General features: G+C 65.1%; 13 protein-coding genes and 1 pseudogene. 5 read left to right on the top strand and 9 right to left on the bottom strand.

Annotation, left to right across the window (positions count from 1 at the left end; translation table 11 throughout):
- Nucleotide 1: 1 nt before the first annotated feature.
- The gene (locus tag ACX12F_RS15660) at nucleotides 2–622 is read right to left on the bottom strand and encodes a GNAT family N-acetyltransferase (protein WP_459365468.1); all 621 of its coding nucleotides are present in this window, start codon (nucleotides 620–622) and stop codon (nucleotides 2–4) included.
- 208 nt (nucleotides 623–830) lie between these two features.
- On the opposite strand from ACX12F_RS15660, the gene ACX12F_RS15655 reads away from it, so the two are divergent.
- Nucleotides 831–1,439: an Rv1733c family protein gene (locus ACX12F_RS15655; protein ID WP_459365467.1), complete on the top strand. Its 609-nt coding sequence runs from the start codon at nucleotides 831–833 to the stop codon at nucleotides 1,437–1,439.
- A 1-nt stretch (nucleotide 1,440) separates the two neighbouring features.
- Here ACX12F_RS15655 and ACX12F_RS15650 read toward each other — a convergent pair whose 3' ends face one another.
- The 4 genes from ACX12F_RS15650 to ACX12F_RS15635 form a co-directional block, all read right to left on the bottom strand.
- Complete coding sequence (locus ACX12F_RS15650; RefSeq protein WP_459370371.1) at nucleotides 1,441–3,111, bottom strand: GAF domain-containing sensor histidine kinase; 1,671 nt, start codon at nucleotides 3,109–3,111, stop codon at nucleotides 1,441–1,443.
- A gap of 92 nt (nucleotides 3,112–3,203) precedes the next feature.
- On the bottom strand, nucleotides 3,204–3,851 hold the full coding sequence (dosR, locus tag ACX12F_RS15645) for a hypoxia response regulator transcription factor DosR/DevR (protein ID WP_459365466.1): 648 nt from the start codon (nucleotides 3,849–3,851) through the stop codon (nucleotides 3,204–3,206).
- Between the two features lie 76 nt (nucleotides 3,852–3,927).
- Complete coding sequence (locus tag ACX12F_RS15640; RefSeq protein WP_459365465.1) at nucleotides 3,928–4,785, bottom strand: universal stress protein; 858 nt, start codon at nucleotides 4,783–4,785, stop codon at nucleotides 3,928–3,930.
- Nucleotides 4,786–5,078: 293 nt separating this feature from the next.
- Nucleotides 5,079–6,077: an Acg family FMN-binding oxidoreductase gene (locus tag ACX12F_RS15635; RefSeq protein WP_459365464.1), complete on the bottom strand. Its 999-nt coding sequence runs from the start codon at nucleotides 6,075–6,077 to the stop codon at nucleotides 5,079–5,081.
- 164 nt (nucleotides 6,078–6,241) lie between these two features.
- Here ACX12F_RS15635 and ACX12F_RS15630 point away from each other — a divergent pair, with 164 nt between their 5' ends.
- The 4 genes and pseudogenes from ACX12F_RS15630 to ACX12F_RS15615 all read left to right on the top strand — a co-directional run bounded on the left by ACX12F_RS15630 (nucleotide 6,242) and on the right by ACX12F_RS15615 (nucleotide 9,702).
- Nucleotides 6,242–7,735, top strand: coding sequence for a bifunctional aminoglycoside phosphotransferase/ATP-binding protein (locus ACX12F_RS15630; RefSeq protein WP_459365463.1), 1,494 nt, complete (start codon nucleotides 6,242–6,244; stop codon nucleotides 7,733–7,735).
- Between the two features lie 219 nt (nucleotides 7,736–7,954).
- Entirely contained in the window at nucleotides 7,955–8,839 is an 885-nt protein-coding gene (locus tag ACX12F_RS15625) for a universal stress protein (protein ID WP_459365462.1), read from the top strand.
- Between the two features lie 73 nt (nucleotides 8,840–8,912).
- Nucleotides 8,913–9,275, top strand: a pseudogene (locus ACX12F_RS15620) (zinc-binding dehydrogenase); the annotation flags it as partial.
- Between the two features lie 82 nt (nucleotides 9,276–9,357).
- Complete coding sequence (locus ACX12F_RS15615) at nucleotides 9,358–9,702, top strand: three-helix bundle dimerization domain-containing protein (RefSeq protein WP_459365461.1); 345 nt, start codon at nucleotides 9,358–9,360, stop codon at nucleotides 9,700–9,702.
- On the opposite strand, the gene ACX12F_RS15610 is transcribed toward ACX12F_RS15615, so the two are convergent.
- The 4 genes from ACX12F_RS15610 to ACX12F_RS15595 all read right to left on the bottom strand — a co-directional run bounded on the left by ACX12F_RS15610 (nucleotide 9,656) and on the right by ACX12F_RS15595 (nucleotide 13,265).
- On the bottom strand, nucleotides 9,656–10,270 hold the full coding sequence (locus ACX12F_RS15610; RefSeq protein ID WP_459365460.1) for a phosphatase PAP2 family protein: 615 nt from the start codon (nucleotides 10,268–10,270) through the stop codon (nucleotides 9,656–9,658). The two genes, ACX12F_RS15615 and ACX12F_RS15610, sit on opposite strands and share 47 nt — an antisense overlap.
- A 75-nt stretch (nucleotides 10,271–10,345) precedes the next feature.
- On the bottom strand, nucleotides 10,346–11,632 hold the full coding sequence (locus tag ACX12F_RS15605; RefSeq protein WP_459365459.1) for a H(+)/Cl(-) exchange transporter ClcA: 1,287 nt from the start codon (nucleotides 11,630–11,632) through the stop codon (nucleotides 10,346–10,348).
- Entirely contained in the window at nucleotides 11,632–12,756 is a 1,125-nt protein-coding gene (locus ACX12F_RS15600) for an acyl-CoA dehydrogenase family protein (RefSeq protein WP_459370370.1), read from the bottom strand. Before ACX12F_RS15600 ends, ACX12F_RS15605 begins: the two co-directional genes overlap by 1 nt.
- Before the next feature lie 74 nt (nucleotides 12,757–12,830).
- Nucleotides 12,831–13,265, bottom strand: coding sequence for a three-helix bundle dimerization domain-containing protein (locus tag ACX12F_RS15595; protein WP_459365458.1), 435 nt, complete (start codon nucleotides 13,263–13,265; stop codon nucleotides 12,831–12,833).
- Nucleotides 13,266–13,332 lie beyond the last annotated feature (67 nt).

Raw genomic sequence — 13,332 nt, 5'->3', positions numbered from 1 at the left:
GTTACCTCACAGCGTATTCGGCAGATAGCGAAGCAGTCGGTTCGGGTTCCGCCCGTCCCGTGCTGCTGTCTTCGGTCAGGTTGACCTCGATGGTGAGCACATCATCGTTGCGATGCTGAAGGCACGGCCAGCCGGCAGCTGCGACGACCCGTCGCACGTCGCCGTTCTGCGCCAGCATGTCAGCAACGAGCCGGTGGGTCCCCGCGCGTTTGGCATGCGCTCCGAGCCGCCGCAGTAGCGCTGTGGCGATCCCGCGGTGGTGATTGCGATGCGCTACGACGATGGCGATCTCGGCGGTGCCGAAGTCGGAGGTGGCGCTGTAGTTGCCCACGGCCACAAGCTGTTCGCCGTCGAATGCCCCCAGTGCGACGTTTCCCGCGGCGGGTTCGGGTTCCGAATGCGCCCATTCCGCCACATATTTGGGAAGGTAGGTGAAAAACCGGAGATAGAGCTCGTCTCCACCGAGGTCGTCGGCGAGCGCGAGCACCGCGGGAAAGTCGTCGGGTTCGAGATCGCGGACAGTGACCTCTGTTCCGTCCCAGAGCGTTTCGCCAGGTGGCCGCGCCGGAGACGAGAAGGGCACGGACGAAGGGGACACGTCCGGAGTCTGCTCGATCGTCATACAGCGATCCTGCAGGTGACGCCGCGCGAGTGACAGAGCCATAGGTCACTTGCTCGTCTGCCGCGCGGATGGCCGTGTGACAGCAAACAGATGCCCATCGTCATTGGAAGGCAAGGACATTGGTCTCTCCCGCGCGGCCCGAGCTGTCACGCAGTCTGAATGTCACATGCTGCGCCAAGTGGCGTCAGGCCCGACCAAGGAGTCCGCCATGGACGAGTACACGTGGAGTCCGTTTACCCGGTTCTGGCTCCGAAACTTCATGTGCTTTTCTCGAAGCCCACTGGTGCGCCGCAGTGACCGTCTCGAGGCGTCCGCAAGGCTGATGGCATTGATCGTTTCGCTGCTGCTGATCGCACCGGCCGCGGCGTTCGGCACATCGGTCTATGACGAGCAGAAGCAAACCGTCGCCCGGCAGTCTGCCGAATGGCACACCGTCGCCGCGACCGCGGTGGACAACAGCGTCGTCGTATCCCGGGTCGGGGCAGCCGGATTCCGAACGCACGTGCGCTGGCGTGCTGGCGGGGCCGACCACAATGCCTGGTTCGTGGGTCCCCAGAACTTGAGACTCGGTGACCAGACTTCGGTGTGGGTGAACCATCGGGGCGAATACGTCGGCCCACCGCAGAGTCGCGAGCAGGTGTCCGCTGCGGCGTTCGGCGCAGCGGCCATGCTGTGGCTGGGGGTGACCGGGAGCCTGTACCTTGCGGTCCTGGCTTTGCGCTGGTGGCTTGACCACAAGCGCTACGGCAGGTGGGCGGCCGAGTGGCACGAGCTGGATCGCGACGGTAGGGGCAGACAGGACCATTACCGCAAGTAACTCACGGCAGAGGCGCCCACCACCGCAATATGGTGCCGCCATCCCGGGCCGGCCCGACCGTCATCTCACCACCACTGTCGGTGGCTCGTCGGCGCAGGTTGGCCAGCCCACTCTCGGTGATCGTTCCGGCCATCCCTTGGCCATTGTCGGCCACCTCGATGCGCAAGTCGTCGGCAACGGTGACGGTGACGACGACCGCGCTGGCCTTGCCATGACGGACGGCGTTGCTCACCGCTTCCCGGACGACCGCTTCGGCGTGATCGGCCAGGTCCGCTTCGATGACAGACAGCGGGCCGTCGTAGCGCACTGTCGTGTGCAATTCGTTGCTGGAGAATGCAGATACCGCAGCATCGAGTCGCTGCCGGAGCCGGGTGGAGCCGCTCGAGCTGCCGTGGAGGTCGAAAATCGCGGTGCGGATCTCGGTGATCACACCCTGTAGGTCGTCGACGCATTCGGTGATGCGTTGCTGCACTTCGGTGGAGCGGGCACGGGGGACCGCCCCTTGCAGTGTGAGCCCGACCGCAAACAGCCTTTGGATGACGTGATCGTGCAAGTCGCGGGCGATCCGGTCGCGGTCGGCCAAAATGTCCAATTCGCGCACCTGCCGTTGGCTTGCCGCAAGTTGCCAGGCGAGTGCGGCCTGGTCGGCGAATGCGGCCATGGTGTCCAACTGATCATCGGTGAACGGCTGTCGAGCCGTGCCTCTGAGCAAGATCAGAATTCCGATGACGGACGCAGTGGTGCGTAGCGGCAGCGTGAGGGCATGCGCCATCTCGAACCCAATGTCATCGGGGAGGTCGGTGGCGTCGCAGCGCGATGGGATCCGTTGGTGGAAGGCGCTGCTGACCGGTCCGTCGGCGACCGCAATCTGCACTGCGGTTGGTGTTACATCGCCCACGATGTCGACGATCTGCAGTTCGGCGATCTCTTCACTGGGGGCGTCGTCCTCATCGGGGACGGCCAGCAGCGCGGCATCCGCATCCGTCAGCGAACGTGCTGCTTCGGCGATCAGCCGGAACACCCCGGCCGGCTCGGTACCGGAGAGAAGCGCGGTACCGATGTCGCGGGTGGCCTCGATCCACGCCTGGCGGCGTTGCGACTGCTCGTAGAGTCGGGCGTTGTCGATGGCGATGCCGGCGGCAGCCGCCAACGCCTGTGCCAGGACCTCGTCGTCTTCGCTGAACGGCTGCCCAGATGCTTTTTCGGTGAGATAGAGGTTCCCGAAGACCTCGTCCCGGATGCGCACCGGCACACCCAGGAACGTTTCCATCGGGGGGTGATGTTCGGGAAACCCGACAGACGCCGGATGCGTGTGAATGTTGTCGAGGCGGATGGGTTTTGGCTCATCGATCAACACGCCGAGCACGCCGCGTCCTTGGGGCAGCGCCCCGATCTTGCGCCGCGTGTCCTCGTCGATACCTTCGTAGATGAACTCGACGAGCTCGTGGTCGGCGCCGCGGACTCCGAGTGCGCCGTAGCGGGCGTCGATCAGCTCGATCGCCGTGCGGACGATGGTTCTCAGTGTTTCATCCAACTTCAGGCCGGATGTCACGGTCAGCATCGCTTCGACAAGCCCGTCCAGGCGGTCGCGCCCTTCGATGATCTGCTCCACCCGCTCGTGAACTTCGCCGAGAAGTTCACGTAACCGCAGGCCGGACAGCGTCGCCCGCATTGGGCGATTGGCGGCTCCGCCGCTTTGGCTTGTCACACCGGTGATTCTGTCATCGCCGCAGAATCACGGCGCGGATTGCCGGTAGTTGTGCGTCAGTTGTCCGGATGCTGTGGCCTGTCCAGCTTCGACACGAACACCGCCGCCTGGGTCCGACGCTCCATGCCAAGCTTGGCGAGCAGGCGGGACACATAGTTCTTGACCGTCTTCTCAGCCAGGAACATCCGTGCGGCAATCTGTTTGTTGGTCAGCCCTTCGCCGAGTAGGTCCAGGAGTGCACGCTCCTGATCGGTCAGGCCCGAAAGCGGGTCCGACCGTTCGGCTGCATTGCGGAGCTTGGCCATCAACGCAGCCGCGGCGCGATTGTCCAGCAGCGACCGTCCTGCGCCGACGGCTTTGATGGCCTCGGCCAATTCCATGCCCTTGATGTCCTTTATGACAAAGCCGCTCGCGCCGGCCAGGACCGCATCGAGCATGGCTTCGTCAGAGGTGAACGAGGTCAGCATCAGGCAACGGAGGTCGGGCAGCCGGGACAGCAGATCGCGGCACAGCTCGATGCCATTGCCGTCCGGCAGTCGAACATCGAGGACCGCGACGTCGGGCCGGAGCGCGGGAATCTGAGCCATGGCGTGCGCCACGGTGCCGGCCTCCCCGATGACTTCCAGTTCGGGGTCCGCGCTCAACAGGTCGATGAGTCCGCGTCGTACGACCTCATGGTCGTCGACGAGAAAAACAGAGACCATTCGCAAACCCTTCCGGATATCGATGACGTTCTGGTACGCATTCAATGCTGTCTCACCACGATAGTCCAGTCAGCGCCTACAGACGCTGGTTATGCCGGCAAATCAGTACGCTGCAGTTCACCTGGCTCGGAACCGCGCGCGCCGTCCCGACGATCTCTCCCAAGCCGGGTCCGCGATGCCTGCTGATGACCAGGAGTTGGACCGAATCAGCATGGTGCTCCAGATAATTCATCGTCGAACCGTTGACTGCGACCGGATTGAACTCGATGTCCGGGTTCGCCAGGCGGTGACGCGCAAGCCGTTTGTCCAAACGCGCGCGGGCATTCTCATCGGGGATGTGCTCGTGGACGTCAGCCAGCTTGGTGTGCGACGTCGCCAGCACGGTCAATGGGGCACCGCGCAGCCGGGCTTCGTTGATGCCGGCGTCGAGGACGTTGACACTGTCCGGACCCTCGTCGACCTCTACGACCACGTGCCGGGGCCGTGCCGACCAATGCTGACCGCCACTGCGAACGATGGCAACCGGGCACAGCGCCGAGGTCGCCAAAGTCGCTGCGGTGGAGCCGAGCCGGGAACCCGTCGCATGGGCGATGCCGAGCGAACCCATGCAGAGCAGGTCGGCTGATCGGGCTGCGTTCAACAGCACCCTGGCGGGGTGCCCCTGTAGCACCTCCCACTCGATCTTCACCGGCTTCTCCGCCGACTCGACGGCGACCAGGGTCCGGCGGACCGATACGTCGGCACAGGCCAGGTCGCGGGCTTCCTGTTCCGGATCGATGTCGCCATGACCACGTGGTTCAACCACGTACAGCAAGCGCAGCGGCACATCGCGGCTGACGGCTTCGTCGATCGCCCACAGGGCAGCATTCACCGCCCACTGTGAGCCATCGATGCCGACCACGACGGCGGACGACGGTGACGCTGATTTGTACATTTCCGTACTCTCCTGAGATCACCGAGCTGACTATGGATCGACGGTATGTGTCGTGATGCGGTCGACGGCAGGGGAATTGGTCCCTAGTCACCCGTCACAGTGACCTGCGGCGGCGGGACTGTTGGCGGCGACCGCGGGCCGATGTGCTCTAGCCCGCAACCCGCTCTGACGCCATCGTCGATGACATGAACAAGCAGCTGGTCACCGGCATCGTGCTTGCCGCCGCGCTGTGTGCGACGGGGCGTTTGATGCGAAAGCGCGCTGCTGCCAGACGGGCAGCAAGCGCCCCGGCCTCAATTCCGGTCGTCCGGGCGATCTGGCCGGTGACGGAAGACATCCGACAGCTGGCGTCGCGGTGTCGGTGGCGGGACCTCATCGAGGGCTGGGGCAGTACCGATACGGACCAGCACCTGCGGCAGCGGATGTCCGGTGAGCGTGCTGATGACGTCGCGGGTGGCCGGCTGCTCGGTCAGATGCGTGAGCGTGCAACTGGCTAGGCCGGCGATGGTGGCTTCCAGTAGCACTGCAGACAATGTCTCACCACACTCCAAGATGTCCTCCCTGGTGTCGCCGAGCGCCGAGATCACCACAACGGTGGCCTGGTCATCCCCGGTTTGCTGGCGGCGCTCCCGGGTGTGTGTGACCGGGAACGAACGCCCGATGTCAACTCGATCGCTTTCGGCGGCCGAGACCAGAGAACTGTGCGGGATACCGGTCGTGGCGCCAAAAGGTGAAGTCCACCAGTCCAATTCGGCATGGTAGGCAGCGTCGTACATCCTCAGCACCTCGGCCAGATGCGACGCCTCGGCCAGTTCGGTGCGCTGTCCGGCGGCCAGGACGTCAACCTGAGTCGGCCGGTTGCCTACGGCCAGCCGCAGCAACTTTTCGAAGGCCGGCCAGTCTTCGACGGCACCGAACGGCAGTCGGTCGCTTCGGCGGCACAGGATTGCATCCGCTGCCCGCAGTTGTGCCGGAGTCACGCCGATGGCCGGCCGGAAGTCGATATCGGCGAGGTGATGACGGTTGTTCGGATTGGGAAAGCGATCGACGAGGGTCGTCCAACCGGCTGCCGCCATCGCCACCCGCAGGTGGTCCAAGGCCGCGCCGCAGCTCAACATCGCCTGACGTCCGGAGTCGTCGGTGGTCACCAGCCAGTCAGTGTCGAGAAACAGCTTCAGAGTTGCGGATTCCAGAACCCACTTCCATGGCTGGCTGTTGTGGTACGACGGCGCCCGGCATGCCAGGTGTACCGCATCTTCGATTTCTCGGAGTGAAATCGTGGTCTTCGTCATGAGATGCCCTTCTCGGCGGTGCGAGGTCGACACCGACGGTGCCCGATGCCGCCATGCCCGGACAGAGTCAGAAGTCATCAATACCCGGACATGTGACCATTGGCGGTCACCAGTGGGTCCGATGGCCGCATCGTTGACTCGGCATGGCGGCAAGGATTGCCGCCATGAGCCTCACCGTCACGCCGCACGTCACTGACACCGTGGGGATTCCGCACGCACGCATCGAAGTTCATGAAACGCACACGGGCCTGGTCGTGCTGGCGGGTGATCGTGCATACAAGGCGAAAAAGCCGGTAGTGACCGATTTTCTCGACTTCAGCACGCGAGAGCGCCGTGAACATGCCTGTCTGCGCGAGATCGAACTGAACCGCAGGTTGGCCGCGGACAGTTACCTCGGATTGGCGCATCTGGTAGAACCCGCCGGCGGCCCGGGCGAGCCGGTGATCGAGATGCGCCGTTATCCCGACGTCGAACGCCTCGCCACCATTGTTGCCGGAGGCCGACCGGCGAAGGGCCACCTCGACGCCATCGCGCAACAGCTTTCGCGGCTCCACGCTGCTTCGCCGCACGGCGACCAGATCAACGCGGCTGGACGCCGCACGGCCGTCGTCGCACGGTGGGAAGAGAATCTGGCCGAGCTCAGCCGCCGGGCCAGGGCATTGGACGCCGTTGGCTCTATTGCGTTGATCAGCCGCCTCTTTCGGCAATACGTCGATGGTCGCGCAGCGTTGTTCGAGGAGCGCATCAATCAGTGCCGCATCGTCGACGGGCACGGTGACCTCCAGGCCGGAGACATCTTCTGCACCAGTGACGGACCGGTCATCCTGGACTGTCTGGAGTTCGATGATCAGCTCCGTTACGTCGACGGCATCGACGACGCGGCGTTCCTGGCAATGGACCTGCAGTTCCGGGGAGCTGATGAACTGGCCCACCACTTCCTGGCCGGCTATCGGCTGGCCTCAGGTGACACCGCGCCGCCGTCATTGGCGTATTTCTACTGTGCTTACCGGGCGATCGTCCGGGCCAAGGTCGATTGCATCCGGATGGAACAGGGCGATGCCGCCGGCGGCCCCGACGCGATGCGGCATTTGGAACTGGCGATCAGAAACCTACGTGCCGCGACAGTTCGGTTGATCCTGGTCGGCGGCGCCCCCGGAACGGGCAAGAGCACGGTAGCCCAAGTGTTGGCTACTACCATTGCTGCACAGCTCATTTCGAGCGACGACGTCCGGGCCGAAATGTGCGCGGGTGGCCGGTTGGACGGACCCGCCGGACAGTATGGGGCGGGCCGCTACAACCACGAGCACGTTGAACTGGTCTACCGAGAGATGCTGAAGCGAGCAGGATCGCTGCTTGCGCAGGGAAGCTCGGTCATCCTGGACGCCACCTGGCGGGACACCGATATGCGACGGTACGCCAGAACCGTCGGCCGCGAGCACAGCTGTCCGATGGTTGAAATCGAATGTTCGGCACCTCTTGGCATCACCCAGGAGCGGATTCGTAACAGGCACCACAGCACCTCCGAGGTCACCGCCGAGATAGCCGCGGAGTTGGCGAAGGAACCCGTCAGCTGGCCCGAGGCGCACCGTGTCGACACCACCGGCCCGCTCAGTGCATCGGTAGAGGCTGCTGCCGCGGTCTGCCGCTGCGCACTTTGATGGGAGGCGGCCTGCGACAGAGCACTTTCGCTTGCCGCGAGGGACCTTAGGCACTAGGGCCGGACTCCCGGGCGCGGTCAGATGTCATCGGAGATCAGGCGATCTCACGGTTGTCAGAGAATGGAGTGGCGACATGATCGCGAATCAGGAGGTCCAGCAGCGGACCCGTGGCTTCGCTCGCGCGGGTGGGCGACCGGGCCTCGGGAGACGGGACATCTGATGACTGTCACTACCACCACGAAGCCCGTCGTCGTCGGTATCGATGGTTCCAAACATGCGCTGCGCGCCGCGCAGTGGGCTGCACTGGAGGCAGCGAGCCGAGACGTCCCACTGCGGCTGGTCTACGTCATCGACGCGGTAGATGCCGATAGTCAGGAGAACATCGACCGGGCGCAGCACGCATTGCACAAGGCATGGGAAGCGGTGAGCGATACCCACATCGACGTCAAGCTCGAAACGGAGATCGTGTCCGGCGATCCGGCGGAATGCCTTGTCGAGGAGTCTCGCGGCGCGTCGATGGTCTGTGTCGGTGACCGCGGAAGACACGACACGCCGGACGCTCCTCGCGGGTCCACGGCTGTCGAAGTGGCCCGTAGGGCACCGGGCTCGGTGGCGGTCATCCGTCGGGCGCACCGCGACTTCGACCATCGGAAGTGGATTCTGGCCGTGCTCGACGAATCAGCCTCTGCCACCGCTGTGTTCGAGGCTGCCGAAGCTGATTCGGCATGGCGCGAAGCTCCGATCCTGATGTTGGAGCCATGGTCGCATTCGAGTCGACCGGTCGATGCCAGACACCCGGTACACGCCGCCCTGGAACGGTATGTGAAGGATCCGGACAACAGTCATCTCCAGTCGGTCACCCTGGCGATGCCAGGACACCTGACCAACCTGTTGCGGCAGAGTGCGTGCATCGACCAGCTCGTCATCGTGCCCGGAGACCGCACTGAGCTGGTCGAGGAACTGACCAGCGACGAGGTGCGAAAGGCCTTGAAGGATTCGGACTGCACGTTGTTGTTCATCCGGCCGACGAGTCCCGTGCCTGTCGGCAATGGTGTTGCTGCTCAACAGGTTTCGTCTGAGCGGGCGACGGTGGCACAGCCATGACCCAGGTCTTGCACGAACCGGCCCGCGTCACCCATGCGGCGACAATGGAAGCGGCGGTGGTGACGGACTTCGGTCAGCCGGGGGCGTGCACGCCGTGCTGGTCACAGCAGCACAACCAGCGGCATTCGAGCAGGCGCCAGGCCTGGTGCGCCGTGGCGGAACCGTGGTCCTGGTGGGATTGCCACCAGGCGATTTCGCTGCACCCATCTTCGATATTGTGCTGAAGGGCTTGACGATTCGAGGATCCATCGTCGGAACTCGACAAGATATGGTCGAGGCACTGGAGTTCTATACCCGCGGCCTTGTCGAGCCGTTCGTCACCAGGGCGCACCTGGACGAGACCAACGATATCCTCAGCGATATGGCGGATGGGCGGATAGCGGGCCGGGTCGTCATCGACTACCGGACTCCTTACCGCGCCGATATCGGAGGCTAGACCGCCGATTGGCGAGGATGGCCCCGCAAAATAGGGACCAATTGCTTTAGCGCCCGCCCCGATAATCGGACATCCTTGGGAGGTGTCCAGTACTGAATGTCTTGCTCCGGCCGGTGGTACTGAATCGAGCGACGACGCGCGGGCGGTCCCGTCGGCGACAACTTCTCTGCGGGACTGGATCGCCGAGGTCGCTGGAAAGCTCGCGCGTCGCGAGGGCCGCAACGATGTGGCACGGGACGGGGAGATCATGGGCTGGTGCCGGGAGGCCGCCATGCGGTTCGTCGATGCCCCGATCCAAGTCTTTGTCCCGCTACTGGTCGAGCGCATCGTGGGTGACCGGATCCGGCGTGACCGCAGCAAGAACGGGAGCGCCGCGGCGGCTACGGATCATGCTGTACGCCTTCAGTCGTGCCAGTTGGCGTCCTAGTGACCAGGATCCTGAGCTTGGTTCTGCCGATGAAGCCGAGAAGCCGGCGCAGGAGCGGCCGCACCAGGACGTAGCCGGCCAAGCTGACCACAACGCCAAGCGCAAGGCCGGCGAGGACATCACGCGGATAGTGGGCACCTACGTATACGCGCGCGAACGCCATCACTGCCGCGGCCAAGGCCGCCGCGATGCCGAGGCGACGGTCCACCAACGACAGTCCCGCGGTGACCGCTGCTGCGATGACGACATGGATACTGGGGAAGCCGCCGTCGGTATTGCAGTGCAGAACCACGATGTCGTGCAGCGCGTTACACGGACGCGTCTCATTCACGGACACGGCGATCGGGTCATATACGAGTAAGGCGGCAATCACGCCCAGCGGTGCCCACACCGCTGCGACCATGGACATCGGGTCCGTGCTCTTGCGGGCAAGCCACCATCCGGCGAACAGCAACACCACGAAGAGGAGCACCCCGTCGTTGGCATACGCGGCCAGCAGTGGCTGCAGCCACGGTGTATCGCGAGCGAAATCGTTGATGACGTAGAAGATTCGCGTGTCGAGGTTCATCGCCGATGCTTTCAGTTCGCCGCCGGACCTGGTGTCCAGTGTCAGTGTGCCAAATCCAGCCGAAGCTCCGGTGAGCTATGTCGTGACCGCCGCGGTGGCCGCCCGGTCGGTGAGCAGGTCATAGATCGGGCGTGATCCGACAGCGATGGCGACCAGCAGCGCTGTCGCGCAGGCACCGAGCATCGGCGGTAGCTGGTTCGTGCTGCCGGTCAGCTCGGTGGCGAGGATGAGTCCCGTCACCGGCGCCTGGACGCTGGCGGTGAAGAACGCGGCCATCCCGATGAGGGCGAGAGCGGCCGGGCTGGGCGCGGACTGCGGTGCGAGGTGGGTCGCGATCAGGCCGACGAGCAATCCGACGTCGGCGCCGAGTACGAGCATCGGAGCGAACAAGCCGCCGGGCGTCCCTGCGGCATACGACACCACACCCAGGACGAACCGCAGCATCAGCACTGCGCTGACGGCACCGATGGCGCCGTGGCCGAGCAGCGCCTCCTGGGTGAGGAGGTCGCCGCCGCCGGCCAGGTCAGGGGAGAACCAGACCAGGCCCCCGACGCCCGCGCCGATGAGGGCGGCGCGGACTTCGACCGGCCACCGGCTGGTGTCGGCGGTGCGGAGACCGAACATGATCGCCTTGTTGTAGAGCACGCCAAGGACTCCGGCGAGGACGCCGACGGCCAGCACCCACCCCGAGCCCGCCAGCTCCGGATCGGCCAGGGGTGGCACCTGGAATTCGCTGCCCGAGGGAACGAACGGGACGGCTGCCATGAAGCCGGATGCGGACGCGATGAGGGTGGCCACCGTGGTGCGAGGGTCGAAGCGTTTGACGAGCTCCTCCAGCACGAACACCCCGCCGGCGATCGGCGCGTTGAACGCCGTCGCCAAACCCGCGGCCGCTCCCGCTGCGGCGAGAATGCGCAGGTCAGCCCGGGAACGCCGGGTCGCTGAGGCCACGATGATGGCGATGGATCCGCCCATCTGCACCGATGGTCCTTCACGTCCGAGGGCCAGGCCCGAGCCGAGTGACAGTAGGCCGCCGAGGTACTTGATGGGCAGGATTCTGAAGCGGCCCGGCTCGGCGCGGCCGGCGACGACGGCCTCGACCCGGGGAATACCGCTGCCTTCGGCGTGCGGTTCGACGCGCCGGACCAAGGCCGCAGCCGCCGCCGTGCACACCGCACAGATCAGCACGACGACGATGGGGCCCCACCAGCTTCCGTGCGACCAGTGCGACAGCGATGTGCGCCACTGCGCCGCGTAGTCGAGCAGCAGCCGGAAACTGACTGCGGCCAACCCCGTCAGCGCACCGACGACCGCCGCGGTGAGGACGAACCCGACGACGTTGCCGGCGCGTCCCTCAGCCATCACAGTCCACCGCGCGCGACCAACTGCGCTGCGATCACATTGCGTTGGATTTCATTGGTGCCTTCGCCAACGATCATCAGCGGAGCATCGCGGAAGTAGCGTTCGACATCGTATTCGGTGGAGTAGCCGTAGCCGCCGTGGATTCGGACGGCGTTCAGCGTGATCTCCATGGCGATCTCGGACGCGAACAGCTTTGCCATGCCGGCCTCCATGTCGCAGCGTTCGCCGCTGTCGTAGCGTTCGGCGGCGTAGCGCGTCAGCTGGCGTGCCGCCGTCAGCTTTGTGGCCATGTCCGCCAGATAGTTGCCGACCGACTGGTGCTGCCAGATGGGCCGGCCGAAACTCTCGCGCTCCTGGGCGTACTTCAGGGCGTCCTCCAGCGCCGCGGTGGCGACGCCGAGCGCCCGTGACGCGACTTGAATCCGCCCTGTCTCAAGGCCTTTCATCATCTGCCCGAACCCCTTACCGGGCTCGCCGCCGAGGATCGACGACGTCGGGGCGCGGAAGCCGTCGAATGTGAGCTCGCACGATTCGACGCCTTTGTAGCCGAGCTTTGGGAGATCGCGCGACACTGTCAGGCCGGGTCCGTGCTCGACGAGCACCACCGAAATGCCTTTGTGCCGTGGCTCTGCGGTGGGATCGGTCTTGCACAGCAGCGCGATCAGGCCACTGCGGCGGGCGTTGCTGATCCACGTCTTCGCACCGTTGATCACCAGGTCGGCGCCGTCCAGCCGCGCGGTGGTCGACATGTTCTGCAGATCCGAGCCGCCGCCGGGTTCGGTCAGGGCCATCGTGGCGCGCAGCTCGCCGGTTGCCATGCGCGGCAGATACGTGTGTTTCTGCTCCTCCGTGCCGTACAAGCCGATCAACTTGGCCACGACGGTGTGGCCGCCCATGGCGCCGGCCAGGCTCATCCAGCCGCGTGAGAGTTCTTGCGTGACTTCGACATAACACGGCATCGACACCGGCGAACCGCCGTACTCCTCGGGAATAGCCAGCCCGTAGATGCCGATCTGCTTCATCTGCTCGATCCACGCCTCGGGGTAGGTGTTGGCGTGTTCGACCTCGCGCACCGTGGGCTTGACGTCCCGGTCGATGAACGCGCGGACGGTCTCGACGAGCATGACCTCTTCGTCGGTCAGGTGAGTGGACACGGGCACTACCTTGCCAGGTGGTGCCGCGCAAGAAGCCCGTCTACCTAGGCGAGGTCCCGATGCGCGGCCTGCTCGACGAACAATGGGACGAAGTCTCGGACCGCGTGATCGTGAAAATCGGCATGAATGCGGCGCACGACAGCCGTCACGGTCCGTGGGTCGATGTTGGGGTAGGTGATGGTCAGCTGCGCTACGAGCGCGTCGATGGCGGCGTATTCGGCGGCCCGCGCGGTCGCCGGGTCCATGTGGGCCTCGATGGCGGCTCGGTCGGTGGCCTGATGCTCGATCGCGAAAGCGTCGAATGCGGCGATAACGCGCTCCGGTGCGGCATCGGGGTGCTCGCGCGCCAGCGTGTCGATCGCGATCCAGCAGGTCGGGCCCAGAATCGTGGTGGGTGGCGGCCGGTGTCCCCGCGTGATGGCCGCGGTGAGCAGGTCCCGGAAGGTCTGCTCCGTGAGGCTCGTGGGTTCTTCGGACATGACAGCGACTGTACGGATCGTTGGTTACCGCCAGGCGACGCGCGCGTGAGATCGGCTTTTCGTCACC

It is taken from the genome of Mycolicibacterium sp. HS_4_1, from assembly GCF_054515875.1.
This window is presented reverse-complemented; position numbering and strand designations above follow the sequence as displayed.

Excerpts from the sequence above, each read along its gene's own strand:
- dosR (WP_459365466.1), bottom strand. The coding sequence starts at position 3,851 with ATGGTCTCTGTTTTTCTCGTCGACGACCATGAGGTCGTACGACGCGGA.
- ACX12F_RS15595 (WP_459365458.1), bottom strand. The coding sequence starts at position 13,265 with ATGTCCGAAGAACCCACGAGCCTCACGGAGCAGACCTTCCGGGACCTG.
- ACX12F_RS15635 (WP_459365464.1), bottom strand. The coding sequence starts at position 6,077 with ATGACGAAGACCACGATTTCACTCCGAGAAATCGAAGATGCGGTACAC.
- ACX12F_RS15650 (WP_459370371.1), bottom strand. The coding sequence starts at position 3,111 with ATGCGGGCGACGCTGTCCGGCCTGCGGTTACGTGAACTTCTCGGCGAA.
- ACX12F_RS15640 (WP_459365465.1), bottom strand. The coding sequence starts at position 4,785 with ATGTACAAATCAGCGTCACCGTCGTCCGCCGTCGTGGTCGGCATCGAT.
- ACX12F_RS15610 (WP_459365460.1), bottom strand. The coding sequence starts at position 10,270 with ATGAACCTCGACACGCGAATCTTCTACGTCATCAACGATTTCGCTCGC.
- ACX12F_RS15630 (WP_459365463.1), top strand. The coding sequence starts at position 6,242 with ATGAGCCTCACCGTCACGCCGCACGTCACTGACACCGTGGGGATTCCG.
- ACX12F_RS15600 (WP_459370370.1), bottom strand. The coding sequence starts at position 12,756 with ATGCTCGTCGAGACCGTCCGCGCGTTCATCGACCGGGACGTCAAGCCC.
- ACX12F_RS15605 (WP_459365459.1), bottom strand. The coding sequence starts at position 11,632 with ATGGCTGAGGGACGCGCCGGCAACGTCGTCGGGTTCGTCCTCACCGCG.
- ACX12F_RS15655 (WP_459365467.1), top strand. The coding sequence starts at position 831 with ATGGACGAGTACACGTGGAGTCCGTTTACCCGGTTCTGGCTCCGAAAC.
- ACX12F_RS15660 (WP_459365468.1), bottom strand. The coding sequence starts at position 622 with ATGACGATCGAGCAGACTCCGGACGTGTCCCCTTCGTCCGTGCCCTTC.
- ACX12F_RS15625 (WP_459365462.1), top strand. The coding sequence starts at position 7,955 with ATGACTGTCACTACCACCACGAAGCCCGTCGTCGTCGGTATCGATGGT.